The 25,679-nt window shown below is 71.3% G+C and carries 23 protein-coding genes, 1 tRNA gene and 1 pseudogene; 14 read left to right on the top strand and 11 right to left on the bottom strand.

The window, feature by feature from the left end:
* Window positions 1-105: 105 nt before the first annotated feature.
* The 3 genes from F6J85_RS09340 to F6J85_RS09330 all read left to right on the top strand — a co-directional run bounded on the left by F6J85_RS09340 (window position 106) and on the right by F6J85_RS09330 (window position 1,342).
* Entirely contained in the window at window positions 106-537 is a 432-nt protein-coding gene (locus tag F6J85_RS09340) for a hypothetical protein (RefSeq protein ID WP_150924753.1), read from the top strand.
* Window positions 534-890, top strand: coding sequence for a PhnA domain-containing protein (locus F6J85_RS09335; RefSeq protein WP_338037083.1), 357 nt, complete (start codon window positions 534-536; stop codon window positions 888-890). Before F6J85_RS09340 ends, F6J85_RS09335 begins: the two co-directional genes overlap by 4 nt.
* A gap of 379 nt (window positions 891-1,269) precedes the next feature.
* Window positions 1,270-1,342 (top strand) — tRNA-Ala (locus F6J85_RS09330).
* Between the two features lie 230 nt (window positions 1,343-1,572).
* Here F6J85_RS09330 and F6J85_RS18275 read toward each other — a convergent pair.
* Window positions 1,573-2,457: pseudogene (locus F6J85_RS18275) on the bottom strand (alpha/beta fold hydrolase); the annotation flags it as partial.
* Window positions 2,458-2,513: 56 nt separating this feature from the next.
* Between F6J85_RS18275 and F6J85_RS09320 the strand changes: the two are divergent.
* A complete protein-coding gene (locus F6J85_RS09320; protein WP_191906566.1) occupies window positions 2,514-2,981 on the top strand; it encodes a MarR family winged helix-turn-helix transcriptional regulator in 468 nt (155 codons plus the stop codon).
* A gap of 21 nt (window positions 2,982-3,002) precedes the next feature.
* Here F6J85_RS09320 and F6J85_RS09315 read toward each other — a convergent pair whose 3' ends face one another.
* Window positions 3,003-3,533 carry a TetR/AcrR family transcriptional regulator gene (locus tag F6J85_RS09315; protein WP_150924751.1) on the bottom strand — a complete coding sequence of 177 codons (531 nt, stop codon included), beginning with the start codon at window positions 3,531-3,533 and terminating at the stop codon, window positions 3,003-3,005.
* 80 nt (window positions 3,534-3,613) lie between these two features.
* Between F6J85_RS09315 and F6J85_RS09310 the strand changes: the two genes are divergently transcribed.
* From F6J85_RS09310 to F6J85_RS09300, 3 genes are all read left to right on the top strand, one after another.
* Complete coding sequence (locus F6J85_RS09310; RefSeq protein ID WP_150924750.1) at window positions 3,614-4,135, top strand: hypothetical protein; 522 nt, start codon at window positions 3,614-3,616, stop codon at window positions 4,133-4,135.
* A 91-nt stretch (window positions 4,136-4,226) separates the two neighbouring features.
* On the top strand, window positions 4,227-5,132 hold the full coding sequence (locus F6J85_RS09305; protein WP_150924749.1) for a DUF5996 family protein: 906 nt from the start codon (window positions 4,227-4,229) through the stop codon (window positions 5,130-5,132).
* Window positions 5,133-5,312: 180 nt separating this feature from the next.
* A complete protein-coding gene (locus F6J85_RS09300) occupies window positions 5,313-6,503 on the top strand; it encodes a glycoside hydrolase family 3 N-terminal domain-containing protein (RefSeq protein WP_150924748.1) in 1,191 nt (396 codons plus the stop codon).
* Window positions 6,504-7,100: 597 nt separating this feature from the next.
* Here F6J85_RS09300 and F6J85_RS09295 read toward each other — a convergent pair.
* The gene (locus F6J85_RS09295) at window positions 7,101-7,934 is read right to left on the bottom strand and encodes a 3-methyladenine DNA glycosylase (RefSeq protein ID WP_150927316.1); all 834 of its coding nucleotides are present in this window, start codon (window positions 7,932-7,934) and stop codon (window positions 7,101-7,103) included.
* 306 nt (window positions 7,935-8,240) lie between these two features.
* Here F6J85_RS09295 and F6J85_RS09290 point away from each other — a divergent pair, with 306 nt between their 5' ends.
* Window positions 8,241-9,671, top strand: coding sequence for an FAD-dependent monooxygenase (locus F6J85_RS09290; RefSeq protein ID WP_150924747.1), 1,431 nt, complete (start codon window positions 8,241-8,243; stop codon window positions 9,669-9,671).
* A gap of 3 nt (window positions 9,672-9,674) precedes the next feature.
* Here the strand turns inward: F6J85_RS09290 and F6J85_RS09285 are convergent, their stop codons facing one another.
* Genes F6J85_RS09285 through F6J85_RS09270 form a run of 4 tightly spaced genes read right to left on the bottom strand, consistent with a single transcriptional unit; the run spans window position 9,675 to window position 12,945 of the window.
* On the bottom strand, window positions 9,675-10,484 hold the full coding sequence (locus F6J85_RS09285; RefSeq protein WP_150924746.1) for an alpha/beta fold hydrolase: 810 nt from the start codon (window positions 10,482-10,484) through the stop codon (window positions 9,675-9,677).
* Between the two features lie 7 nt (window positions 10,485-10,491).
* Window positions 10,492-11,205 carry an SOS response-associated peptidase gene (locus tag F6J85_RS09280; RefSeq protein ID WP_150924745.1) on the bottom strand — a complete coding sequence of 238 codons (714 nt, stop codon included), beginning with the start codon at window positions 11,203-11,205 and terminating at the stop codon, window positions 10,492-10,494.
* Between the two features lie 28 nt (window positions 11,206-11,233).
* Window positions 11,234-12,277 carry an App1 family protein gene (locus F6J85_RS09275; protein WP_150924744.1) on the bottom strand — a complete coding sequence of 348 codons (1,044 nt, stop codon included), beginning with the start codon at window positions 12,275-12,277 and terminating at the stop codon, window positions 11,234-11,236.
* 5 nt (window positions 12,278-12,282) lie between these two features.
* Window positions 12,283-12,945, bottom strand: coding sequence for a DedA family protein (locus F6J85_RS09270; protein ID WP_150924743.1), 663 nt, complete (start codon window positions 12,943-12,945; stop codon window positions 12,283-12,285).
* A gap of 42 nt (window positions 12,946-12,987) precedes the next feature.
* Between F6J85_RS09270 and F6J85_RS09265 the strand changes: the two genes are divergently transcribed.
* Both F6J85_RS09265 and leuS read left to right on the top strand, forming a co-directional pair.
* A complete protein-coding gene (locus F6J85_RS09265; protein ID WP_420846064.1) occupies window positions 12,988-14,292 on the top strand; it encodes an anthranilate synthase component I family protein in 1,305 nt (434 codons plus the stop codon).
* A gap of 69 nt (window positions 14,293-14,361) precedes the next feature.
* Complete coding sequence (gene leuS / locus F6J85_RS09260; protein ID WP_150924742.1) at window positions 14,362-16,941, top strand: leucine--tRNA ligase; 2,580 nt, start codon at window positions 14,362-14,364, stop codon at window positions 16,939-16,941.
* 37 nt (window positions 16,942-16,978) lie between these two features.
* On the opposite strand, the gene F6J85_RS09255 is transcribed toward leuS, so the two are convergent.
* Complete coding sequence (locus tag F6J85_RS09255; protein ID WP_238706906.1) at window positions 16,979-17,581, bottom strand: peptidase M23; 603 nt, start codon at window positions 17,579-17,581, stop codon at window positions 16,979-16,981.
* A gap of 232 nt (window positions 17,582-17,813) precedes the next feature.
* Between F6J85_RS09255 and F6J85_RS09250 the strand changes: the two genes are divergently transcribed.
* The 3 genes from F6J85_RS09250 to holA are packed head-to-tail and all read left to right on the top strand — an operon-like array spanning window position 17,814 to window position 21,769.
* Entirely contained in the window at window positions 17,814-18,404 is a 591-nt protein-coding gene (locus F6J85_RS09250; RefSeq protein WP_238706905.1) for a ComEA family DNA-binding protein, read from the top strand.
* Window positions 18,401-20,722: a ComEC/Rec2 family competence protein gene (locus tag F6J85_RS09245; protein ID WP_238706904.1), complete on the top strand. Its 2,322-nt coding sequence runs from the start codon at window positions 18,401-18,403 to the stop codon at window positions 20,720-20,722. The genes F6J85_RS09250 and F6J85_RS09245 overlap by 4 nt, the downstream gene beginning before the upstream one ends.
* 9 nt (window positions 20,723-20,731) lie before the next feature.
* Complete coding sequence (holA, locus tag F6J85_RS09240) at window positions 20,732-21,769, top strand: DNA polymerase III subunit delta (RefSeq protein ID WP_150924739.1); 1,038 nt, start codon at window positions 20,732-20,734, stop codon at window positions 21,767-21,769.
* A 73-nt stretch (window positions 21,770-21,842) separates the two neighbouring features.
* Here the strand turns inward: holA and rpsT are convergent, their stop codons facing one another.
* Both rpsT and F6J85_RS09230 read right to left on the bottom strand, forming a co-directional pair.
* The gene (gene rpsT, locus F6J85_RS09235) at window positions 21,843-22,103 is read right to left on the bottom strand and encodes a 30S ribosomal protein S20 (RefSeq protein ID WP_150924738.1); all 261 of its coding nucleotides are present in this window, start codon (window positions 22,101-22,103) and stop codon (window positions 21,843-21,845) included.
* Window positions 22,104-22,215: 112 nt separating this feature from the next.
* Window positions 22,216-22,935, bottom strand: coding sequence for an alpha/beta fold hydrolase (locus F6J85_RS09230; RefSeq protein ID WP_150924737.1), 720 nt, complete (start codon window positions 22,933-22,935; stop codon window positions 22,216-22,218).
* Between the two features lie 173 nt (window positions 22,936-23,108).
* On the opposite strand from F6J85_RS09230, the gene lepA reads away from it, so the two are divergent.
* Window positions 23,109-24,956, top strand: coding sequence for a translation elongation factor 4 (lepA, locus tag F6J85_RS09225; protein WP_150924736.1), 1,848 nt, complete (start codon window positions 23,109-23,111; stop codon window positions 24,954-24,956).
* 19 nt (window positions 24,957-24,975) lie between these two features.
* On the opposite strand, the gene F6J85_RS09220 is transcribed toward lepA, so the two are convergent.
* Window positions 24,976-25,656, bottom strand: a complete 681-nt coding sequence (locus tag F6J85_RS09220; protein WP_191906565.1) for a winged helix-turn-helix transcriptional regulator — start codon at window positions 25,654-25,656, stop codon at window positions 24,976-24,978.
* Window positions 25,657-25,679 lie beyond the last annotated feature (23 nt).

Raw genomic sequence — 25,679 nt, 5'->3', positions numbered from 1 at the left:
TCGTCGATCCGTGGAATGATTCCTCGAGAACCCGCGAGCGCTCGTGGACTTCCGACCGGAAGGACTCTCGATACGTCGCTGCCCCCTGACTCCGCCTTGCATCGCGTGGGTGCGCTCGCTCTCACCGCAGGGACCGCCTTCGTCGTCGCGGGCAGCGCCGCGTGGCTCGTCGTGACGAAGCAGCTCCGGGCCGAACGGATCGAGGTGCCGGGCAACGCTCCGATCTTCGCAGGCCAGCCCGTACAGGGTCCTGTCAGTGCGTACGTCGAGGCGCTCGTCATCAAAGGCAACGCTGAGCGTGGTGCGGGCGGTCGGACTTTCGCCGACATCAGCGCCGCGCTACGCGGCGTCGACGCTCACAGCTATGAGGCGCGGGACCTGCGCAACCAGAGCTCTGCGCTCTCGACAGCGGCCTCGCTGCGCACGTCCCTCATGACGTCGGTGCTGGCTTTCGGTGTGAGCGCCCTCGTGGCGGGCCTCGGGCTCTTCCTCACAACCGCGGCGACCCAGCTGCTCCGGGTCGGGAAGCAGTCATGACCGATCCGAATCTCGACGCTCTCCCTGCGTGCCCGCAGTGCCATGAGGCGCACACCTACGAGCAGGGCGCACTGCTCGAGTGTCCGATGTACGGGCACGAGTGGTCGGCTGAGTCCGCCGAGGACGTCTCGGAATCGGCGGCAGCGATCACGGATGCCGTGGGCAACGGGCTCGCCGATGGCGACACCGTGACGGTCGTCAAGGATCTCAGGGTGAAGGGCGCCGGCGGGGGTGTGGTGAAAGTCGGAACGAAGGTGCGCGGCATCCGCCTCATCGAGGATGGCGTCGGAGACCACGACATCGTGCGAACGTGCCGTGATTCGGTCGGATGCAGCTCAAGTCGAGTGTCCTGAAGAAGGTTCTATGACCCCCACGCACGCACCCATTTGCCGCAACACGCCCTGACCGGGCTCGGCGTTAGGGCGTGTTGCGGCAAAAATGGGTCGTTGCAGCGCCCGCGAGGCGGCGGCGCGGAGAAACCACGAGGGGCCCGCTCTTGCCGGATCGAGCCGGGTGAGGCCTACACGAACCATTGCTTCAGTGCGCTGCTGGCCTGACCGCGAACGGCGACTCGAGTTGTAGTCACCAACTAGACGGTTCAGAAACATCTAGAGTCTTCGATGACCGTCCTGATCCCTCGAGGGCCAGTCGCGTATGGTGGATCTCACCACCACTGGAGTGAAGCTGAGGGGCTGGATTCCGGGGGTTTTGGCAGTCGGTGAGAGACCATCCGGGCCTGTGGCGCAGCTGGTAGCGCACCTGCATGGCATGCAGGGGGTCAGGGGTTCGAGTCCCCTCAGGTCCACCGAAGTCGAGAATCCCGAAAACGCCCCGTCCGATCGGCGGGGCGTTTTCGTGTCCGGGCGCTCCTCGGCCGCCTATCCCGCGGGCCCTTGGCGCGGGGTGGGAAGCGTGCGAGCGAAGGCGCGGAGTTCCCGGACGTAGCCGGCTCGGTCGTAGCGGTGGATCACGTGGTTTGCGCGCGATCGCCAGAGTCGGGTCTGTGGGGGCGAGGGCGACGACTCGGCGGGCATCGTCGTCGTCCATCGCGCCGACGAGGCCGTAGCGCTCCAGTCGCATCCACCGGGCATGCATCAGCAGGATCGGCGCGGTGGTCGTGCGCAGAGCCTGTTCGTGGGAGAAGTCGGCGTAGATGCGCCCGTCCACGAACGACCGGGCGAAGTCGGGGTCGAACATCGACAGTGAGCGGAACAGGTCGCCGAAGGATGATGGTGCCCACCACGCCTGGAAGCCGGATGGCTCACCGGGATGCTGCTGCTCCCAACGGGATACACCACGGCCCAGGGCGTCGACCACCCAGTCGGGCATGCGCTTGACCCGGCGGGGGGAGACCGGCAGCTCCTGGCCGCGGAAGTAGTCCGCCAGCTGCCGGTGCGTGACGTCGCCGAGCACGTCCACGGCGTGGACCAGACCCTGGTAGACGAAGCGATCGCGATCGCGGAACCGCGGCCACTCGACGGAGAAGACCGGGGCGTCCTCCAGCACGATGGCCGCGACCGAGTCGGGAGCGTTCGCCGCCAGCCAGAGCGCGAGGATCCCTCCGGAGGAGTTGCCCGCCACGACCGCCGGACGTCGGACGACCCGCTCGAGGAAGTCTTCCAAGTGACGCCCGACCGTGTTCCACGTGTAGTCGCCGGGGGTCCACGTCGAAGACCCATGGCCGGTGACGTCCACGGCGAACACCTCGAAGTCGTCGGACAGATCCGCAGCGACGGCCGTATACGTCTGCCACGTTCCCATCTGCGCGGGGATGAGCACGAGCGGCGTGCCGTGCGCGGGCCCCCGCACGAAGCTCAGGGTGACGCCGTCGGCGACCGGGGCGAACTCGTGCGTGAACCCGCGGCGCGCGAGGCTCGGCGGCAGGGGTCCGTGCCAGCCTTCGTGAGGATTCCGATACATTGATGGGAGTGTCCCACGATCTTCTCGCGACCGCGAGTAGTGGATACGCTCGGGGCATGGGTTCCCCCCACGAGCAGGCGGAAGCGGATGCGGTACTGCCGCCGCGATTGGCCGCCAGCACCCCCTACCTGCTGACCCGCGCCGTCCGCTCGGCGGCGAGGCTCTCCCAGAGCCACTTCGCCGGCGAGGCCCTGCGCTTCCCCCACTACGTCGCCCTGTGCTGGCTCGAGCATCTCGGCCCGTGCGCGCAACGCGACCTCGCGCGTGCCATGTCGGCCGATCCCAGCGACCTGGTGACGGTGCTCGGTGCACTCGATGACGCGGGGCTCCTCACGCGCGAGCACGATCCCGCCGACCGGCGCCGCAACCTCCTCGCCGTGACCGAGACGGGGCACATCTGGTTGAGCGAGCGTCACGCACGCGCCCGCGATTACGACGCGATCCTCTGCTCCGCCACATCCGACGGCGGGGCTGCCCTGCGTCGCCAACTCACCGCGCTTGTGGTGACCGACCCGGCGCTGTGACGTTCGCGGAGCATCCCCCCGTCAGCGGATCAACTCGGCCACGACGAGATCCACGGCCGCGTCGTCGTGCAGGAAATGCGTCGACAGGCGCACGGACATGGCCACCACCGTGCGGAACTCCGCCTCCTGCTCGCTGCAGTATGCGCGGAAGAGATCCCGGAGGAATGCAGCCTGCGCATGCTCGACCCGCTGGACCGTGGCGCGGGCGGTCGGGTCACGCCGCGACCAGGTGCGAATCGAGACCTCCGTCTGCACGCCGAGGGCGGGCGGTACCTCGGATCGCAGTGCCAGAGCCAGCGCGCGCACACGCTCACGCGGGTCGCCCTCGACGCCGACCCGGCCGGCGATCCCCTCGGTGACCTCCTGCTCCCACGTCGACAGCACCTCCGCGAGGAAGCGGGCCCGAGTGCCGAAGTATCCGTAGAACCCGCCCTTGCTCACCCCCAGGCGACGTGCCAGCGCTTCCGGCCCGACGGCGTCCACCCCCTCCTCGGCCAGGACGACGAAGGCAGCGTCGATCCAAGCCGATCTCGTCGTCTTCAGATTCACCATGCGGCGCTCCCACCCTTGCCGCCCTGGCGGGAGGCGGCTAACCTCTCGAACTATACGCTCGCGCACACTTGGAGGGCGCCATGACACGCATCACACCCGGCGGCACTGCAGGAGACGTGCGCGGCGGGGTTCTGTCGCCCGCGGAGGCGCCCTTGCGTCTGGACATCACGCCCACGTACGCGGATCGCTTCACCCTGGTCACCGACGTCCGCGCGAGCCCGCGACGCTGGGCGGAAGCGACCTTCGAAGAGGGCATCGATCGCGCCAGCCGTTCCCTCATCTTCCACACCGTGCTCGGACTGGAGGTGGGGCCCGACGGCCGCCCCGACGCCGTGGCAGGGTGGAAGATCCACGCCGAGGATCAGGAACACATCCTTCTCGGTGTCCGCGGCCCGGGGGCGGTCGCACGACTCTTGATCGACACGTCTGCCGGGTCGGTGAGTCTGACCACGGCCTTCGCGTTCTCGTCGCGCCGCCGCAGGCTCGTGTGGGCGCTGGTCTCCCGCGTGCACCGACGCCTCGCCGCGCCCACGCTGCGTACGGGCGCACGGCTGCTCAGCAGCACCGGCGATGCTGGCGCCGGTGCGGGGGAAGCGCACTGACGGGGACGGTCGGGCCCGGGTAGCCTGCGGGCATGACCGGTACGGGCTGGAGGGGGCCGGGACCGCCGTGCCCACACCCCGAGGAGGACGCATGACGATGACGGACGCATCGTGGCCGCCGCTGCCCGTGCAGGAGTGGGCCGATACCCGGGACACCGTTCAGCTGTGGACGCAGATGGCGGGCAAGGTCCGCCTGGCCCTCACGCCCCTGGTGAACCACTGGTGGAACGTCCCGCTGTATGTGGACAGCCGCGGGCTGACCACGTCGCTCATGCCGCTGGGAACCGGAGGCCTGGAGATCCGGTTCGACTTCGTCGACCACCGGCTGCGGATTCTGCACACCGACGGTCGCGAAGGCGACCTCGCCCTTCGCCCGGGGACGATCGCGGCGTTCTACGCCGAGTTCACCGGGCTGCTGGCCGAGCTCGGCGCAGACGTCGAGCTCTACCCCGTACCAGTCGAGCTTGCCGATGTCGTCCCCTTCGATCAGGACACGCGCCCTGCCGCGTACGACCCCGAGGCGGCGCATCGGTTCTGGATCTCCCTGGTCTCCGCCTCGCGCGTGTTGAACGGGTTCCGCGCCGCCTACCGGGGGAAGGCGAGTCCCGTGCACTTCTTCTGGGGCGCGTTCGATCTCGCCACCTCGCGCTTCTCGGGCCGCCCGGCTCCGCGTCATCCGGGCGGCGCGCCCAACTGCCCCGACCGGGTGATGCACGAGGCGTACGACTCCGAGGTCTCCAGCGCCGGATACTGGCCCGGCGGCGCGGGAGAGGGTGCCTTCTACTCGTACGCCTACCCCGAGCCGCCCGGCTTCCGAGAACGAGACCTCGGCGTGGACGGCGCCTACTTCGACGACGACCTGGGCGAGTTCCTGCTGCCGTACGCCCGGGTCCGCACCGCCGAGGACCCGGATGCCGCCCTGCGGGGATTCCTCGACGCGACGTATCGGCGCGCGTCCGCATCCGCCACGTGGCCCCGCGAGACCGGTCGCGCATGACCGCCGCGGAGGGCCGCCCGCCCGCGGGCGCGCGGAGCGACGCCGAGCCGGGCGGCGCGGAGGAGATCGCGGTCGCCCGCGACGCACTGCGCACAGGCCCGTGGACCAGGCCGTCGGACGCGACGGCGATGGACCCTCGGACTGAGGGGACCACCAGGCACGACACGTAGGCTCGCGGGCATGATCCGGCTTCCTCTCGCCCTGCTGGGGGCGGCAGCGATGCTCCTTCTGGCCGTGGCTGCCCCGCATCCTGCCGCGCACGCGGACAGCGCGCCCGAAGTGCGCGTGGTCGCCGCCCCGGAGGACGCGGAGGACCGGCTCGCACGTGCCGCCGACCTCGCGGCGGGGATGTCGCTGCGCGAGAAGGCCGCGAGCGTCGTGATGGGACACATCCCCACGACCGACCCGGCCGCCGCGTCCGCATACGTCACCGGCAACGGGCTGGGCGGATTCATCCTGATGGGCGCCAACGTCCCCGGCGACGAGGAGTCGCTGCGCGCGCTCACCGGTGCGCTCACGGCGGACCCCTCGTTCCCGCCGCTCATCGCGATCGACCAGGAGGGCGGCGATGTCTCCCGCCTGCCCTGGGACGGCTTCCCCGGTGCCCGCACGCTGCGGGAGGAGGCATCCGGTGCGACCCAGGACGCGTTCGCCGCACGCGCCGCGCTGGTGGACCGAGCGGGCATCTCGGTCAACTTCGGCGTCGTCGCCGATGTCACCGCCGACCGGTCGATGTTCATCTTCGGCCGGAGCCTCGGGGCCGACCCCGACGGCGCCGCTGCGCGCGTCGCCGCTGCCGTGGCGGGGGAGGGCGCGCACGCGGCATCCACCCTCAAGCACTTCCCGGGGCATGGTGCCGCTCCCGGCGACTCGCACGCGGGCATCCCCGAAAGCGGAAAGAGCCTCGCCGAGTGGATGGAGACGGATGCGGTGCCCTTCGCCGCGGGCATCGACGCCGGTGCTCCGTTGCTCATGTTCGGCCATCTCCGGTATCCCGCGGTGGATGAACTCCCCGCATCCCTGTCACCGCAGTGGCACCGGATCGCGCGGGAGGAGCTCGGCTTCACGGGGGTGTCGGTGACCGATGACCTCGGGATGCTGCAGGCCTCCGGCGATCCCGCCTACGCCGACCCGGTGGCCAACGGCGTCGCCGCGCTGGCAGCCGGCAGCGACCTGGTGCTCTCGGTCATGTTCAGCACGGCCGACTCCGCTCCCCGGATGGTGGACGGGATCGTCGCCGCGGTCGAGTCGGGTGCGTTGCCGGCGGCGCGGCTCGACGAGGCCGCCACCCGCGTGGCAGCCCTGCGGCTCGCCCGCGCCGACGCCGGTGCGGGCTTCGTGCCGTGTCCGGGGTGCAGCCCCGCGGGCTGAGGCACCGTCGTCAACACGACGACCGTGCACCGGAGAGGAGCGCCGTCGTGCCCGAACTCCTCGCATCCGCCCGCCAGGCCTGGTCGACGCTCGTGCCCGAACTCCTCGCATCCGCCCGCCGGGCCCGGCCGGCGCTCGTGCCCGAACTCCTCAAATCCGCCTGCTCGACGGCCGCGGGCCCGGTCGGCCCCGGGTGCCCGAACTCCTCGAATCCGCCCGCCCGATGGCGCCGGGCCCGGTCGGCCCCGGGTGCCCGAACTCCTCAAATCCGCCCGCCCGACGGCCGCGGGCCCGGTCGGCCGCGGGTGCCCGAACTCCTCAAATCCGCCCGCCGGACGGCCGCGGGCCCGCGGGATTCCGGGCCGCGGCCGCGCCCCACGCCGGGTTTTTGAGGAGTTCGGGTACAGGCCGGGCGGGTAGGGCCGGAGGCGCAGCTGCGCCTCGCGCGGGGTCTTTGAGGAGTTCGGGTACGGGCGGGGGCGGGTAGGGCCGGGCGCGGCTGCGCCTCACGCGGGGTTTTTGCGGAGTTCGGGCACGGCGGGCGGCGGGTTCGCGCCCTGCCCTCCGTGCCGGGCGCGGGGTGCAGCCCCCGGGCTGTCACGCCACGAGAGCCAGCAGCCGCTCGCGCAGGACACCCGCACGCTCGGCGAATCCGCGCTGCTGCCGCACGTAGTCTGCCTTGCCGTCCGAGGTTTCGATCGCCACCGGCGTGTACCCCCACTCGGTGAGGTCGTACGGGGAGGCGCGCATGTCGAGCTCGCGGATGTCGCGGGCCAGGGTGAAGCAGTCCAGGAGCAGCTCGCCGGGCACCAGGGGCCCGAGCTTGACGGCCCAGCGGTAGACGTCCATCCCCGCGTGCAGGCAGCCGGGCTGCTCGAATGCGACCTGTCGGTCGCGCGAGAGGGCGTCGCGGTTGCGCGGAACGGCGTCGGGGGTGAAGAAGCGGAACGCGTCGAAGTGCGTGCACCGCAGATCGTGCGCCTCCACGACGGCGTCGGTGCCGGCCTGGCCCAGGCGCAGGGGAGCGGTGTGACGGGCGCTCGGGCTGCGGTACAGCATCGCCCACTCGTGCAGCCCGAAGCATCCGAACACCGCGCTGCGGCCGGCGGTGGCCGACAGCACCCCGCGGATGCTGCGGATCAGGTCGCCTCGCTCGGCGCGGTGGCCCTCGACGTCGACCCGGGCGCTGCCGGGGCCGTTCCCCGGGCGGTACCACCGCCACGCGGTGCGCTCCGGGGCGTCGGCCAGCTCCACGCCACCTCCCGGGTGCCACCGGCGCAGCAGGGCCGGCCGGTACGAGTAGTACGTGAAGAGGAAGTCCTCGACCGGGTGCGTCTGACCACGCGCGGCGCGGGCGCGTCGGCCTGCCGTCAGCGCGTCGGCACGCTCGGCATGGGCATCCACCCGCGCGCGCCAGTCCGCCGCATCCATCACCACGGCGTCCATGGCCAGTGGGTCCATCACCACGGCGTCCACGGCCGGCGGGTCCATCACCACGGCGTCCATGGCCAGTGGGTCCATCACCACGGCGTCCATGGCCACTGGGTCGGAGACGTCGGCGCGCATCCTTCGAGGATAGGCGCCGCACCGGTGCGCACACGGGGCCGGAGACGCGAAAGGCAGGGGATGCCCTGCCACGTCCAGGATATCGCCCGGACGGGGGCTTGCGGCAAGACCCCCGTGTGGGAGCAGGATGGGCGGTCCCGCGCGCCGAACAGGCGCGGGAGAGGACACGGGATGAGTGATGTGATCATCGTCGGCGGGGGGCCGACGGGGATGATGCTGGCCGCCGAGCTGCGACTGCACGGCGTGGAGGTGCTCGTCGTCGAGCGGGACCTGGAGCCCACGCGGCAGGTGCGAGCCTTGGGACTGCACGTGCGGAGCATCGAGCTGATGGATCAGCGCGGGCTCTTGGAGGAGTTCCTGGCGCACGGCACACAGCACCGGATGGGCGGGTTCGTCGCGAGCATCGAGGCGCCCTGGCCGGACGACCTGGACACGGCGCACGGGTACGTCCTCGGCATACCCCAGCCCGTCACCGACCGGCTGCTGACCGCGCACGCGGAGCGCCTCGGCGCGCAGGTGCAGCGGGGCGCGGAGGTGGTGGCTCTCGCACAGGATGCGGCGGGGACGGAGGTGACGCTCGAGGACGGGTCGGTGCTGCGCGGGGGGTTCGTGGTCGGGTGCGACGGCGGGCGCAGCACGGTGCGCCGGCTGCTCGGGCTCGCCTTCGACGGTGAGGCGGCCACCGCGGAATGGCTGCTGGGGGAGATGCGGGTCACCGCCTCGTCCGAAGACATCGCCGCGACCGTGACGGAGGTGCGCCGCATCCATCACGACTTCGGGCTGGGGCCGTCGGGGGAAGGGCTGTACCGTGTGCTCGTCCGGGCCGCCGCCGTCGCCGAGGATCGGACCGCGCCGCCCACGCTGGCGGAGATGAGGCAGCAGCTGCGGGCCTACGCCGGCACCGACTTCGGCGTGCACGACCCGCGCTCGCTGTCGCGTTTCAGCAACGCCACCCGGCTGGCGGAGCGATACCGGGTCGGGCGCGTCCTGCTTGCCGGCGATGCCGCGCACGTGCATCCGCCGCAGGGCGGGCAGGGGCTCAACCTCGGCATCCAGGATGCGGTCAACCTCGGCTGGAAGCTGGCCGCCGAGGTGACCGGCCGCGCGCCGGCGGGGCTGCTGCACAGCTACGAGAGCGAACGCCGTCCGGTCGCCGCCGACGTGCTGGCCACCACCCGCGCGCTGGGGGAGCTGCAGTCCACTGAGCCCGGTCCCCGGGCCGTGCGAGGGCTGCTCACCGAGCTCATGGGCGTCGAGGGGGTCAACCGTCATCTCGTCGGGAAGATCACCGGAATCGGCATCCGGTACGACCTGGGGGAGGGGCCGGACCTCGTGGGGCGGCGCCTCCGCGACGTGCCGTTGGCGCACGGACGCCTGTACGAGCACATGCGGCGAGGGCGGGGGCTGCTGCTGGATCGCACCGGCACGCTCACCGTCGCCGCGGGGTGGGCCGACCGAGTGGATCATGTGGTCCACCACAGCGAGCGGGTGGATGCCGCCGGCGTGCTGCTGCGACCGGACGGCTACGTGGCGTGGGAAGGGGAGGATGAGGCCGGCCTTCGCTCCGCGCTCGAACGGTGGTTCGGCGTACCGCTGCCCTGACGCTCACGCGGCGTCGAGGAAGCTCCGCACGTCCCGGTAGTAGCGCCGCCGCAGCGTCGTGCCCAGGTGACCGGTCCGCGGGTACAGCACCAGCTGCGCGTGCGGGATGCCCTCGGCCGTGCGGCGGAACAGCTCCGCCGAGTAGTAGCGATCGCGCTCGGCGCCGACGATCAGGGTCGGGGCGGCGATCTCGCCCAGCCGGTCGCCGACGTCGAACGTGTCCTCGGCGTCGACGACGGCGAGGAGGTCAGGACCCGAGCGCCCGAACACCCCGCGCCCCATGAGCCACCCCACCGCCCCGAACGCGGCGGCACCCCACGATCCTGCCGCCATCGCGCCGATGCCGGCGGCGCCGGCCCGCCGGGGCCTCCCGGCGCGCACGGCCGCTGCCAGTTCTCGCTGCACGCGGCGGCCCTCGTCGCTCAGCCGGTGCGCCGAGGCGACGACGACGAGGCGCCGGACCAGCTCGGGATGGTCCAGGGCGAGCTGCAGCGCGACGCTGCCGCCGGTGGACACCCCGATGACATCCACCGGCGGCGACAGCTGCGCGCGGATGGCGTCGGCGCCGTCCTGCGCGATGCGGCCGATCGTGGTGGGCGGGACGAGATCCTTGCGCCGGTTCATCCAGATCAGCTCACGGCCCCGGGCCAGCGGTGCCAGCAGCTGCCGCTGCATCCACATGTCCGCACCGGAGGGGAGGTCGGGCGTTCCCGACAATCCGGGGAAGAACACCGTGTGCGCGCCAGCCCCGAGGCGGAAGTACGCCACTCCTGGCGGCCATTCGCCCCGCGCGGTGATGGCGGGTCGCGTCACGGGCGCGTCACTCCTCGACGGGCTCGATCAGCTCAGGGCCATTGTTGCGGACGTTCCCGACAGCTTTGGACACGACGTGGTCCTCGAGGGTGTCTGCGATCGCCGGTGCGGCATCGATCGCGGCGTCCAGGACGTCGCGCACGTTCTCGGTCGAGGGGTCGAGCCACGCGTCCGCATGGTCGGGATCCATGAACAGGGGCATCCGGTCGTGGATCGACCCGAGGTGTCCGATGGAGTCGCGGGTGAGGATCGTGAAGCTCAGCAGCCAGCGGCCGGGGTCATCGTCGGGGACGGCGGGGTTCTTCCACCACTCGTACAACCCCGCGAAGAACATCGGGCTTCCCGCGGCGGGATGGATGAAGTGCGGCACCTTCCCCGTGTCGGTCACCTTCCACTCGTAGTACCCGCTGGCGGGGATCACGGCGCGGCGCTTGTGCAGCGCGCGGCGGAACATCGATTTGTCTTCGAGCTCCTCGCTGCGCGCGTTGAACGCCCGCGCACCGATCTTGGGATCTTTCGCCCACCCCGGAACCAGTCCCCAGCGCGCGGCTTCCAGGCGACGCGTGGGCGGGTCGGTCTTGGCCGAATCCAGCACGATCGCTGCGCGATCGGTCGGGGCGATGTTGTACGACGGCGCGGGCAGATCCTCTGCCTCCGCATCCACCCGGAGTACCCCGACGAGCTCGGAGCCGACGTTCGCCACCACGAATCGACCGCACATGCGTCAACGGTACGCGAGACCGCCGACGTCAGGCGTGCGGGTCGGTGGAGACGATCCCCACGTCCTCCAGCCGCTCCAGCAGGCCCGCTCCGTCGGACTCGGTGACCCACGGCACGTTGGCGGCCGAGTGGTCGTCCACCACCGTGCGGCCACCGGCGAGCACGGCTTCCGTGGGGGAGAGCCGGCGGATCGCCACGGCGGCCACGTGGCCCGGATGTTCGATGGCGAACTTCGTGTAGATCTGGTCGTCGTGCTGGCCGTCGTCGCCGACCAGGAGCCAGCGGATCTGGGGGAACTCCGCCGCCAGACGCTGCAGATTGCTCGACTTATGGTCCTTTCCGCTGCGGAACCACCGGTCGTGCGTGGGCCCCCAGTCGGTGAGCAGGATCGACCCGGGCGGGAAGAGGTGACGACGCAGGAAGCGGATGAGGGTGGGGGCGACGTTCCACGCCCCCGTGGACAGATACAGCACGGGCGTGCCGGGGTTCTCCCGCGTCAGCCGCTCCAGCAGCACTGCCATCCCGGGCACGGGCTGGCGGGCGTGCTCGTCCACCACGAAGGAGTTCCACGCCGCCAGCAGCGGCCGGGGAAGCGCGGTGACCATCACGGTGTCATCGACGTCGGAGACGACGCCGAAGCGCACGTCGGAGGCGACGATGAACACGCGTGTCTCGGCGGGCTCGCTGTCTTCCACCGACATCGTCACGGTCTGCCAGCCGGGGTCCAGGCGAGCGGGGACGACGGTGTCGATGACGCCGCCGCGATCGGCGACGACCTCGTGGGTGGTGCCCTGCACGGTGATGCGCACCTGCGCGTACCCGACCGGGACGGCGACGAAGCTGCGCCAGCCCCGCACGCTGGCGTATTCGCCGGAGGCATCTTTGCGCATCGGTGGGGCGATCAGGACCCGGCCGACCACGCGCACCCAGTCCTCCCCGCCGTAGCCGGGGAAGCCTGTCACCTGCGGGCGCAGCCCCCTCCCGCGCGCGCGACGCTCGCGCCAGGAGTGCAGGCGGCGCTCGAGACGGGCGAGCCAGAGGATCTTGGTGCGTGGGGGCGGGGAGGAGGACATCGTCTCTAGCTTTCCACGTCCTCAGGCTCCGGCTCGTCCAGGTGTCGCCGCTCGAGGCGTTCGATGACTTTCTTGCCGACGAAGACCAGCACGAGGAAGACCACGATCACACCGACGAAGATGTAGCCCGCGGAGTGGAGCGTGTCGGCCAGCTCACGGTACGTCCCCGCCGCCAGAGCCGCAACCGAGATGTACAGCGACGACCAGACCACGCACGCCGGTGCCGTCCACGCGAGGAAGCGCCGGTAGCTGTATCCGCTCATCCCCACCGTGAGGGGAACCAGTGAATGCAGCACCGGCAGGAAGCGCGACAGGAAGATGGCGGGGCCCCCGCGGCGGCGCAGATACCGCTCCGAGCGTTCCCAATTGCGCTCGCCGATCCGCCGGCCCAGCCGGGACGCCCGGATGCGGGGGCCGAGGAAACGGCCCAGGGCGAAGCCGATGCTCTCGCCGATCAGCGCCCCCACCAGCACGGCGACGCCGAGCGCGACGCCCTCGACGACCGACGAGACCGCCGTTGCGGCGACGATGACGATCGTGTCGCCGGGGACGACCAGGCCCACCAGCACGCTGGTCTCGAGCAGGATCGCCAGGCCCGCCACGAGCGTGCGCACGACGGGATCCACGCTCTGCACCACATCGAGCACGTCCGTGAGGATCTCGTTCACGGGTGAGAGCCTAGAGCCGCTCACCCCCTCTAGCCTGAGAGCGTGCTTCCGCCGATTCCCGCCGCGCCCCTCCCACGGTGGGTCGACCCCGCGGCCGCGTTCGCCATGCTCGCGGCCGACCGCTCCCACGTGTTCTGGCTCGACGCCGGCCCCGACGCCCGGACGGGGTGGAGCTGGGTGGGCGCAGGCGACCCCGAAACAGACACGGCCAGGGTGCGATCGGTGGATGCGACGCAGCATCCGAAGATGTCGCCGGCCGGTCCGTTCCTCGGCGGGTGGGTCGGATGGGTGGGCTACGAGGCCGGAGCGGAGGCGGCCGGCGCCCCGGTCCGCGATCGCGGCGACGCGACCCCGGACGAGATGTGGGTGCGAACGGACGAACTGATCGCGTTCGATCACGCCTCCGGGCGGGTGTGGGCGATGTCGGCATCCGGCCGCGCCGAGGCGGTGGTCGACGCTCTGCTGGCGGCGCCTCCGGCCACCACGCCCCCCGCGGCCGACGAGGCCCGGGCCACCGCGCGGCACGCCCCGCGGGAGTACGCCGCGCTGATCGAACGCTGCCGCGACGCCATCCGCGAAGGCGACGCGTACCAGCTGTGCCTGACCACGCGTTTCGAGATCGAGATCGAGGGCGAGTTCGACCCCCTCGCCGTCTACGGGCGTTTGCGTCGGGCGGCACCGTCACACCACGGCGGTCTCCTCCGTTTCGGCGACGTCGCACTGGTGAGCGCCACCCCGGAACGCTTCCTGGAGCTGGCGGAGGGGACCGTGCGCACGCACCCGATCAAGGGCACCCGGCGGCGGGGCGCGGATGCGTCGGCGGATGCGGCCCTTATCGAGGATCTGCGGAGCGATCCGAAAGAGCGCGCTGAGAACGTCATGATCGTGGATCTGATGCGCAACGATCTGTCGCGCGTGTGCGACGCCGCCAGCGTCACGGTCGAACGGCTCCTGGAGGTGGAGACGTATCCGACGGTGCATCAGCTGGTCAGCACGATCGCCGGGACGCTGGAACCCGGTACGACCGTGGGGGACGTCTTGGAAGCGACCTTTCCGGCGGGCAGCATGACGGGGGCACCGAAGCTGTCGGCCATGTCGATCCTCCACGACCTGGAGGGCGGCCCGCGCGGGGTGTTCGCCGGGTGTTTCGGCTGGATCGGCAGCGACGGGTCAGGCGACCTCGCGATGGTCATCCGCAGCATCCTCACCCGCCCCGACGGGGCGTACGTCGGTGCGGGAGGCGGCATCACGTGGCGCTCGCAGGCACAGGCGGAGGTGGCGGAGGTGGCGTTGAAGGCGCGCGCACCGCTGGCCGCGCTGGGTGCGGGGCTGCCCCCCGGCTGGTGAGGACGGCGTTCCGGTAACGTTGACAGAGCGCCTTCGGCGCGAAACCCGACGTTCCAGATTGGCTTCTCCGTGTCCCGAACCACGACCCCCCCGACCGCTGCCGAGAGCGGTGGATTCGACCCGCACGCGATCCAGCGGAAGTGGCAGAACCTCTGGGCCGAGCGCGACCCGTTCCGTGCCGGTGGCGACGAGGATTCCCGCCCGCGCAAGTACGTGCTGGCGATGTTCCCTTACCCGTCGGGCGACCTGCACATGGGGCACGCCGAGAACTACCTCTACTCCGACATCGTGGCGCGGTTCTGGCGTCACCGCGGATACAACGTCCTCAACCCGATCGGGTGGGACTCCTTCGGGCTGCCCGCCGAGAACGCCGCCATCCAGCGCGGCGCCGACCCCGTGAAGTGGACGTACGCGAACATCGCGCAGCAGAAGGCGAGCCTGCACGACTACGGTGTCTCGTTCGACTGGAGTCGCGTGCTGCACACCAGCGACCCCGAGTACTACCGCTGGAACCAGTGGCTGTTCCTGAAGCTCTACGAGCGGGGGCTGGCGTACCGCAAGGAGAGCCCGGTCAACTGGTGCCCGTTCGACCAGACGGTGCTCGCCAACGAGCAGGTCGTGGACGGTCGCTGCGAGCGCTGCGGCAACGAGGTCGTCAAGAAGAAGCTGACCCAGTGGTACCTGAAGATCACCGACTACGCCGACCGCCTGCTGGATGACCTGAACCAGCTGGAGGGCTTCTGGCCGCAGAAGGTCATCCAGATGCAGCGCAACTGGATCGGCCGCTCGATCGGCGCCGACATCGACTTCGAGATCGAGGGCCGGCCGGGCACCGTGACGGTGTTCTCCACGCGTCCCGACACCCTGTACGGCGCGACGTTCTTCGTCGTGGCCCCCGACTCCGATCTGGCCGCCGAGCTGGTGGCGGATGCTTCGCCCGAGGCGCGTATGCGCTTCCAGGACTACCTGGACGGCGTGCGCAAGACCACCGACATCGACCGGCAGTCCAGCGACCGGCCGAAGACCGGTGTCTTCCTTGAGCGCTACGCCATCAACCCCGTCAACGGGGCGCGGCTTCCGATCTGGGCCGCCGACTACGTGCTGGCCGACTACGGGCACGGGGCGGTCATGGCCGTCCCCGCGCACGACCAGCGCGACCTTGATTTCGCGCGCGCGTTCGACCTGCCCGTGACCGTCGTGGTCGACACCACGGCGCCGGTGACCGGTGCCATCCCGGTGATCGAGGTGGACGAGGACGGCGTGCCCATCGATCCGCTCGGCGGGCAGCTGGACGAGGTCCACCCGGCCCGTACGGGCGTGGCGCTCACCGGCGAAGGCCGGATGGTCAACTCCGGGCCGCTGGACGGACTGTCCAAGCGCACGGCGATCGCCAGGGTCATCGACATCCTCCAGGCCAGCGGCCACGGTCGTGCGGCGAAGACCTACCGCCTCCGCGACTGGCTGATCTCCCGCCAACGCTTCTGGGGCACGCCCATCCCGATGATCCACACCGAGGACGGGCGCATCCTGCCGGTACCCGAGGATCAACTCCCCGTGCGCCTGCCCGATGTGGAGGGGCTGGATCTCACCCCCAAGGGCACGTCACCGCTGGGCGCGGCATCCGGGTGGGTGGACACGGTGGACCCCGAGACGGGAGCGCCCGCGCGGCGTGACCCCGACACGATGGACACGTTCGTGGATTCGTCGTGGTACTACATGCGCTTCCTCTCGCCCGGAGATGAGACCCAGCCGTTCTCCAGCCGCGAGGCGGACAAGTGGGGGCCGGTCGACTTCTACATCGGCGGCGTCGAGCACGCGATCCTGCACCTGCTGTACGCCCGGTTCGTGACCAAGGCGATGTTCGACATGGGCATGGTCGAATTCACCGAGCCGTTCTCCAACCTCATCAACCAGGGCATGGTCATCCTGGGCGGCACGAAGATGTCCAAGAGCAAGGGCAACCTCGTGCTGTTCCAGGAGGAGCTGGACACCCACGGGGCCGACGCGCTGCGCGTCGCGCTTGCCTTCGCGGGGCCCGTGGAGGATGACAAGGATTGGGACGACGTCTCCACCACCGGGGCGGCGAAGTTCCTGGCGCGGGCGATGCGTGTCGCGCACGACGTCGACAGCAGCCCCGACGTGGTGTGGGCCGAGGGCGATGCAGCGCTGCGCCGTGTGACCCACCGCCTGCTCGCCGACGCGCCCGGCCTGGTCGAGCAGACCAAGTTCAACGTCGTCGTGGCGCGTCTCATGGAGCTCGTGAACGCCACGCGCAAGGCGATCGACTCGGGCGCCGGCGCGAGCGACCCGGCGGTCCGCGAGGCGGCGGAGGTCACGGCCATGGTGCTCGACCTGTTCGCCCCGCACACGGCCGAGGAGATGTGGGCCGTGCTCGGCTACGAGCCGTTCGTGGGCCTCGCGACGTGGCGCTCGCCCGACCCCACCCTGCTGGTGGAGGAGACCGTCACGACCGTGGTCCAGGTGGACGGCAAGGTGCGTGCCACCCTCGAGGTGCCCGCCCGCATCGATGCTGCCGCACTGGAGGCCCTGGCCCGCGGCGACGCCAAGGTGCAGCGCGCGCTCGGCGAGCGCGAGATCGTCCGTGCGGTCGTGCGCGCCCCGAAGGTCGTCAGCTTCTCCACGAAGTAGCCCCGGCCGGCGGGTCTGAGCACCGGCGTCGCTGCCCTCAGGGGGCGGCGACGCCGGGGATCTGCTCTCCGGAGAGCTCCTCCACGACGCGGACGGCAATGGGCCAATACCTCCCATAGTGCTGAGGGTCGCGGTTGATCTGCGTGCGGTGGGCGATGAGGGTCGGTTCCGTCTGCAGGCGCTCCGGCTCGGGGACTTTCTCGAGCATGGCGGCATAGAAGAGGGTCGCGGCGGTGCGGGCATCGAGGCGCTGTTCGCGGGTCCCCCAGCCGTCCTGCTGCTGGAACAGTCCGATCGACGTCGTGCGCGATCCGTCGGGGTTGGTGACGCCGCTCGTCTCCCAATCGCCGTAGTCGATGTTGCGCAGTGACGACTCACCCATCGCGGTCATGACGGCGATGGCCTGGTCGCGCAGTGACAGGCCCATATCGGCGCCCGCGGCCATGATGGTCGCCGCATTGCCGAGTTGCTCGGCGTCGTACGCCGGGGGCGGTGCCACCGTGAGCGGTACGGCGGTGAAGTCGCCGCCGATCTCGCCCAGGCCCTGCGCGGCGTCCTCGAACGCCTGGACGGCTGTGCCGACCAGGACGGCGACGCCGGCGATCAGCACGACGCAGACCGTGCTGACGATCGAGGTCACCGTGATGCGCGCGCGGCGAGCGCGTCTCGCCCGCGCTGTGCGGCGGCTCCGGCACCGTGTGCGCGTGCGCGCGCGCTTGCGTGCGGCAGCTGAGGAGGAACCCGTGCGCGTCACCCCCGGATTCTCGCATCCTTCGAGGCCTCTCCTCCCCAGTCCGCGTCTCCGGCGCCCCGCTCCACGGGTGGTCCGTCTCACCGCGCTCCGGAGTCGCGCGCGCCCTAGCCTGGCGCATGTGGAGTCGGGACATGAGCGAGGCCGGGCCCGCCGGCGGCTGGGCGCGGGAGCAGCCATCGTCCTGGTGCTGGCGGTGTTCGCCGTGACCGTCGGCATCGGCATCGTCCGGGGCGCGTCGGGCGCCGCCGAGACCGTGCCGCTCGCCTCCGAGCCCCCGTCCTCGCCGTCTGCCTCGGCCGTCGTCTACGTCCATGTCGCCGGGGCGGTCGGCGCACCCGGGCTGTACGCCCTGCAGCCGGACGCGCGGGCCGTCGACGCGATCGCCGCTGCCGGCGGCTTCGCGCCCGACGCCGACCGCGGTGCCGTCAACCTCGCGCGGGCCGTGCAGGACGGCGAGCAGATCGTCGTGCCCGTCGCGGGTGCGATGCCGGACCCGGCCGCGGCGTCACCGGTGGATCCGATGGTCGACCTCAACACCGCGGATGCGGCGGCGCTGGAGGAGCTCCCCGGTATCGGGCCGGCGTTGGCCGACCGCATCCTCACCTGGCGTGAGGAGAACGGGCGATTCGCGAGCGTCGAGGACCTTCTGGCCGTGCCCGGGATCGGCGAGAAGCTCCTCGCGGGCCTGCGTGAGCAGGTGCGGGTGTGAACGCTCGGCGCGGGGTGCGCGTGGTGCCGCTGGCAGCGACGGCGTGGGCGGCCGCGGTGTTCGCGGTCCTCGCCCCGCCGTGGGCGGGCTCGGTGGCGGTCATCCTGTGCGCCGGCGCGGCGACGGTGGTCACCGGGATGCTCGTGACCACCCGGGCGCGCGCAGGATGGGGCGTGGTGGCGGTGTGCCTTGCCGTCGGTGGTGCGGTGTGCGCGCACGTCGGCATCGTGCAGCCCGCGCGAGCGGAGGCGCGCTCGGTCGCGGAGCCGGGGCGCGCGGTCGACGTGGAGGCCACCGTGACGGGCCGGCTCGACCCTTCCTCGTCCGGGGATGTGTGGTTCGACGCGACCGCCCGCACCATCCGCGCCGGCGCCGAGGCGGTCTCCGGTGCGGCCACGGTGCGCCTGGGGGTGCCGGCGGCGGATGCGGCGTCGCTCGCGGGCGTCGACCTCGGGGCGCGCATCCGTGTTCGGGGCGTCCCGCTTCCTCCCGAAGCCGGGGAGCGGGAGGTCGCCGTCATCCGTGCGTCCGCACCCGTGGAGGTGGTGGACCCGCCCGCGGGGATCTGGGCGCCGCTCGCACAGCTGCGCCGCGGCCTGGCGGATGCGGCTGCACGTCTTCCGCCGCCCGGGGCGGCACTGATCCCCGGTCTGGCCCTCGGCGACACCGCGGCGGTGGACGCCACGCTGGAGGAGTCGATGCGCAGCGCCGCGCTGACGCATCTGACCGCCGTCTCCGGCGCCAACTGCGCGATCGTGGTCGGGCTGGCGTTCGGCGTCGCGGCACTGTGCGGGGCTCGCCGCGGGGCGCGCGTTGCCGCGGGCCTCGGCGCGCTCGGCGTGTTCGTTCTGCTCGTGACCCCCGAACCCAGTGTCGTGCGCGCGGGTGCGATGGCCTCGATCGCGATGCTCGCGGTGGCACTGGGGCGTGCCGGCTCGGGCCTGGCGGTCCTGAGCGTCGCTGTCGCGGCGCTGCTGATGATCGATCCGTGGCTCGCTCTCACATGGGGCTTCGCCCTCTCGGTGGTCGCAACCGCCTCGCTGCTCGTGCTCGCCGGTCCCCTCGCCGCAGTCCTGGGTCGGTGGATGCCGCGGATGCTTGCGCTGGCCATCTCCGTTCCGCTCGCGGCGCAGCTGGCATGCGGGCCTCTCCTCATCGTGCTCGATCCGCACGTGGCGATCCTGGGCGTCCCGGCGAACATGCTCGCCGGACCCGCTGCGCCACTGGCGACGGTCGCCGGGCTCCTGGCGTGCGTGGCGGCGCCCCTGCCCCTGGTGCAGGACGGCCTGGTGGCCATCGCCTGGCTTCCGGCTGCGTGGATCGCCGGTATCGCCGACACGGTCGCCGCGCTGCCGGCCCAGCGACTGCCCTGGCCCGAGGGGGTACCGGGAGCCGTGGCGCTGGCTGTCGTGTGCAGCGCCCTGATCGCGGCTCTCCTGGTGCCTCCGGGCACGAAGGGCCGACGCATCCTGCGCGGCGCGAGCGTCGCGGTCGTCACAGCGACGCTCGGTTGGGGTGCGGGGCAGGCGGCGCTGGTGGGCGTCGCCGCGCCGTGGACCGTTCCGGCCGCATGGCAGATCGCGATGTGCGACGTGGGCCAGGGGGATGCCGTGCTGGTGCGCTCGGAGTCCTCCGTCGCGCTGATCGACACCGGGCCCGATCCCGCCCTCCTCCGGCAGTGCCTGGACCGATTCGGCATCGCGCGTCTCGACCTGCTCGTCCTCACGCACTTCGACGCCGACCACGCCGGGGGAGTGGAGGCGGTGATCGGCCGGGTCGCCCGCGTGTGGCACGGCCCGCCCGACACCGACGGGGCCCGCACGCTGGCCCGGCTGGAGGCGGGCGGAGCCGCGCGCCGGCAGGTGCTCACCGGCGACGCCATACCGCTGGGCACCGCCGCCGTGCGCGTCCTGTGGCCCGCGGCATCCGTGCACGAGGCCGGGAACGACGCGAGCATCGCCATCGAGGTGCGCGACGGCGGCGTGCCGCCGATCCTGCTGCTCGGCGACCTCTCGGCCGAACCGCAGGCCCGCATGCGGGCGAGTGCATCATCGCGGGACTACGCCGTGGTCAAGGTCGCCCACCATGGCAGCGCCGACCAGGATCCCGCTCTCTACGACGCGGTCGATGCCGAACTCGCGCTCATCCCGGTCGGACGGGACAACGACTACGGACATCCTCGGGACAGTCTCCTCTCAGTGCTGCGTGCCGGTGGCACGCGCGTGGCCCGCACCGATGTGGATGGAACCGTGGCGGTGTGGCAGGAGGACGGTGGGCTCCGGCTGTGGCGGGAGCGGAGCGTCGCAGACGGTCATTAGGCTGGAGACATGGCCTCGACATCCCGGCGCAGCGCGCCCGCCAAGGCGCGCTCGGCGATCCCGCAGGTGTCGTGGCGCGATCCGCAGCCCGCGCCGATCGTGCTGGTCTCGGGGCCGGAGGAGATCTGCGCCGAGCGGGCCACCGCCGGCATCCGGGAGTACCTGAAGGCCGAGGATCCCAGCCTCGAGGTCACCGATCTGCGCGCGGATGATTACGCACCCGGAACCCTCCTCGCCGTCACATCGCCCTCGCTGTTCGGCGAGCCTCGTCTGGTCCGCGTATCGGGTGTGGAACGGTGCTCCGACGCGTTCCTCGCCGAAGCCGTGGGCTACCTCGCCCAGCCGCAGGAGGGTGCCACCGTCATCCTGCGGCACACGGGAGCGAGCGTGCGCGGCAAGAAGCTCCTCGACGCCATCCGCGCCGGCGAGGGCGGGGGCATCGAGATCGCCTGCCCGGCGATCAAACGGGATTCGGACCGCTACGACTTCGCGGCGGGGGAGTTCTCCGCCGCGCGCAAGCGGATCGCGCCGACGGCGCTGCGTGCGCTGGTGTCGGCCTTCGCCGACGACCTCACCGAGCTGGGCTCTGCGTGCCAGCAGCTCATCGCCGATGTGCCCGGCGATATCGATGACCGGATCGTCGAGCGGTACTACGGCGGGCGCGTGGAGACCTCCGCGTTCACCGTCGCCGATTTCGCGATCGCCGGACGATACGGGGATGCGCTGCTGGCGCTGCGCCACGCGCTCGCATCGGGCTCGGACCCCGTGCCCCTCGTCGCGGCCGTGGCATCCAAGCTTCGCACCATGGCCCGCGTGGCCGGGAGCCGCGAACCCTCCCGGGCGCTTGCCGCGCGCCTGGGCATGAAGGACTGGCAGGTCGATCGCGCCCGCCGCGACCTCGTCGGATGGTCGCAGGTGACCCTGGGCATGGCGATCCACGCCACCGCGCGGGCGGATGCCGAGGTCAAGGGCGCCTCGCGCGACCCCGTGTTCGCGCTGGAGCGGATGATCACCGTGATCGCCACCCGGGCGCCGTTCGCGGCCTGAACCTCCGCGGCCTGGATGCGCCCGGGCACGACGAAGGCCCGTCCCGCGAACGGGACGGGCCTTGATCGTGGTCTTAGAGGGCTGCGACCTTCTTGGCGATGGCCGACTTGCGGTTCGCCGCCTGGTTCTCGTGGATGACGCCCTTGCTCACGGCCTTGTCGAGCTTCTTGGTCGCCGTGACCAGTGCCTTCTGCGCGGCGGCCTTGTCGCCGGCGGCGATGGCCTCGCGCGTACGACGCACTTCGGTCCTCAGCTCGCTCTTGACGGCCTTGTTGCGCGCACGCGCCTTCTCGTTGGTCTTGTTGCGCTTGATCTGCGACTTGATATTCGCCACGTTCGACGGTCTTTCGTTCGGAGTGATCTGGTCAATGCCGCGAGACAAGAGAGGGGTGTCGCACGGCGGTCGTGAGGGTGGGAACCCACACGCAAGCCAATCACCGAGTCTATCAGTCTTGCTCGATGGTCGTGATCGCGAGGTTCAGCACCGCGTTGAAGACCTCCGGGCGCATCGCGGAGACCAGGTGTGTGGTGCGCGGGACGACGATCAGTTCGGCGTCGGGGGCGACCTTGCGGAACAGCCGCTCGTTGATCCGGAGCTGGTCGTACTGACCGTTGACGAACCACACGGGCACGCGGATGCGTCGGAGCGCCGTCAGCAGATCCAGCACCGACAGGCTCGCCATCGCGGCGTCCTGGGCGTCGAACGCGTAGCCGCCGGCGCCGAAGTCGTCCCGCGTCTCGGCGGGGAGCGTCTTGCCCAGCATGTACTTCGTGATCTTGATGCCGCGGCCCGGCAGCGCGTCGAAGCCCCGCGCGATCATCCGGTAGGCGGCGAGCCCCACGCCACGTGGGATGGCGGTGCAGGATGCGGCGACGAGACCGGCGACCGGCGGCGCATCGGCCGCCCCGGCGTACTCGATCGTCAGGAGCCCGCCCATCGAGTGCCCGACCAGCAGGACGGGCCCGTGCTCGGCAGCGGCACGGACGGCGGAGTCGATGGCGGCGAAGGCGCCCTCGAGGCTGAACGTCTCGCCGAGGCGCGATCCGTGCCCGGGCAGGTCGACGGCGGTCACAGGGATGCCGCGTTCTCGGAGGTACGCCACCTGCGCGCGCCACATGGTGGCCGACGTCCGGATGCCGTGCACGAGCACCACCTGGACCGTCATGCCGTCCAGCCTAACCACGCCCCGCGCGCCCCTCGAATGTGCATCGAGTCGGCGAGAGTGCACCGAATCCGGTGCACTCTCGCCGAGTCGATGCACTCTCGGCGTGGCGCCCGGTGGACGGGCTGCGGCGCCTGCCCGTTCCTCAGGCGCCGCCCCCGTAGAATCGACGGGACATGTCACCCCGTGCCCTGAAGCCTCTCGAGCCGTCTGCGACCCCTCCCGAGCTGATCCGCAACTTCTGCATCATCGCCCACATCGACCACGGCAAGTCGACGCTGGCCGATCGGATGCTGCAGATCACCGGCGTCGTCGCCGACCGCGACATGCGCGCCCAGTACCTGGACCGCATGGACATCGAGCGCGAGCGCGGCATCACGATCAAGAGTCAGGCCGTGCGCATGCCGTGGGCCTCCGCCGCCGAGACGTACGCGCTGAACATGATCGACACCCCGGGTCACGTCGACTTCACCTACGAGGTGAGCCGGTCGCTGGCCGCCTGCGAGGGCGCGATCCTGCTCGTCGACGCCGCGCAGGGCATCGAGGCGCAGACCCTGGCGAACCTGTATTTGGCGCTGGAGAACGATCTGCACATCATCCCGGTGCTGAACAAGATCGACCTCCCCGCCGCCGACCCGGAGAAGTTCGCCGCCGAACTGGCCGGCCTCATCGGCGGCCGCCCGGAGGACGTGCTGCGGGTCAGTGGCAAGACGGGCCAGGGCGTGGAAGAACTGCTGGACCGGATCGTCGAGGAGATCCCCGCGCCCCGCGGTGACGCCGACGCGCCCGCGCGCGCCATGATCTTCGACTCGGTGTACGACGCCTACCGCGGTGTCGTCACCTACGTGCGCATGATCGACGGCGCACTGGAACCGCGCGAGCGCATCCAGATGATGTCGACGAAGGCCACCCACGAGCTGCTCGAGATCGGGGTCTCCAGCCCGGAGCCGGTGCCCTCGCGCGGGCTCGGCGTCGGCGAGGTCGGGTATCTCATCACGGGCGTGAAGGACGTGCGCCTGTCGAAGGTCGGCGACACGATCACGACGGCGCGCAAGCCCGCCACCCAGGCTCTGCCGGGCTACACCGACCCCAAGCCGATGGTGTTCTCCGGGATCTACCCGATCGACGGCAGCGACTACGGCGACCTCCGCGAGGCGCTGGACAAGCTGAAGCTGTCGGATGCGTCGCTCCACTACGAACCGGAGACCTCGGTCGCGCTCGGCTTCGGGTTCCGCTGCGGCTTCCTGGGTCTCCTGCACCTGGAGATCATCACCGAGCGGCTGTCCCGTGAGTTCGATCTCGACCTCATCACCACCGCACCGTCGGTGACGTACGAGGTCACCACCGACACCGGCGAGACGATCTCGGTGACCAACCCCAGCGAGTATCCGGATGGGCGCGTCGCAGAGGTGTCCGAGCCCATCGTGAAGGTCGGCATCCTCCTGCCCAAGGACTACGTGGGCACCGTGATGGAGCTGTGCCAGTCGCGTCGCGGCTCGCTGCTCGGCATGGACTACCTCAGCGAGGACCGCGTGGAACTGCGGTACATCATGCCGCTCGGCGAGATCGTCTTCGATTTCTTCGACCACCTGAAGAGCCGGACGCAGGGATACGCCAGTCTCGACTACGAACCGGCCGGCCAGCAGACGGCCGACCTCGTGAAGGTCGACATCCTGCTGCAGGGCGAAGCGGTCGACGCGTTCTCCTCGATCGTGCACCGTGAGAAGGCCTACGCGTACGGCACGATGATGACCGAGCGCCTGCGCAAACTCATTCCGCGGCAGCAGTTCGAGGTCCCCATCCAGGCGGCCATCGGTGCGCGGATCATCGCCCGCGAGAACATCCGCGCCATCCGCAAGGACGTGCTGGCCAAGTGTTACGGCGGCGACATCACCCGCAAGCGCAAGCTCCTCGAGAAGCAGAAGGAGGGCAAGAAGCGCATGAAGATGGTCGGCCGCGTCGAGGTGCCCCAGGAGGCGTTCATCGCCGCGCTCTCCGGCGACGTCGAGGGCAAGCAGAAGTAGGCGCGCGAAGGCCGCGACGTCACGCCGCGGGCGTCCGGAACGCCTTGACCAGGCGAGCCGCCTCGCTCCGGTCGCCCCCGACGACGACGCCGCCGTCGTGCTCGGCGGCGGCAAGCGACGTCGTGCCGAAGAGCACCTCGCTCCACGCGGTCGCGTCGGCGCGGATGCTGGTGCGCGCTGCCGCGGGGAGTCCCGGCGTCACCGTGAGTCGCCCGTCGTCGGAATCGACCGTGTAGGGGAACGAGGGCGGATCGGAGAGCCGTCCGTCGTGCAGTGTGAGGGCGAGGGCGGGGCCGCTCGACCATCCGGGTGGTGCCATGGTGCGCATCGCCAGCGCCACGCCGTCCGGGGTCATCCCGCCGGCGGTCTCGGGGGAGGGGCCGGCGGAGTACCATCGGCCGAGCGACTCCAAGACCGACTCGAGCCCGCGCCCCCACGGCGTGGCCTGGTAGGCGCGCGTGCGACCGAGGTCGCTCAGCACGACCGGTTCGACGACCCCGGCGGCCTGCAGTGTCCGCAGGCGCTCGCTCAGCACGCTCGGGGTGATGCCCCGCACCGAGGCGAGCAGGTCGGCGAAGCGCTTGGGGCCGAGGACCACCTCGCGCGCGATGACGAGCGACCACCGATCGCCCACGACGTCCAGCGCGTTCGCCGCGCGGCAGGCATCGCCGTGCTCGGCGTAGGTGTGCTTGATCGGCACGTCGGCCCGCCCTTCAGCAATGT

Origin of the sequence: Microbacterium lushaniae, from assembly GCF_008727775.1 — a bacterium.
Classification (GTDB): domain Bacteria; phylum Actinomycetota; class Actinomycetes; order Actinomycetales; family Microbacteriaceae; genus Microbacterium; species Microbacterium lushaniae.
Note: the sequence above shows the minus strand (reverse complement) of the source record. Positions and strands in the feature narration are given on the sequence as shown.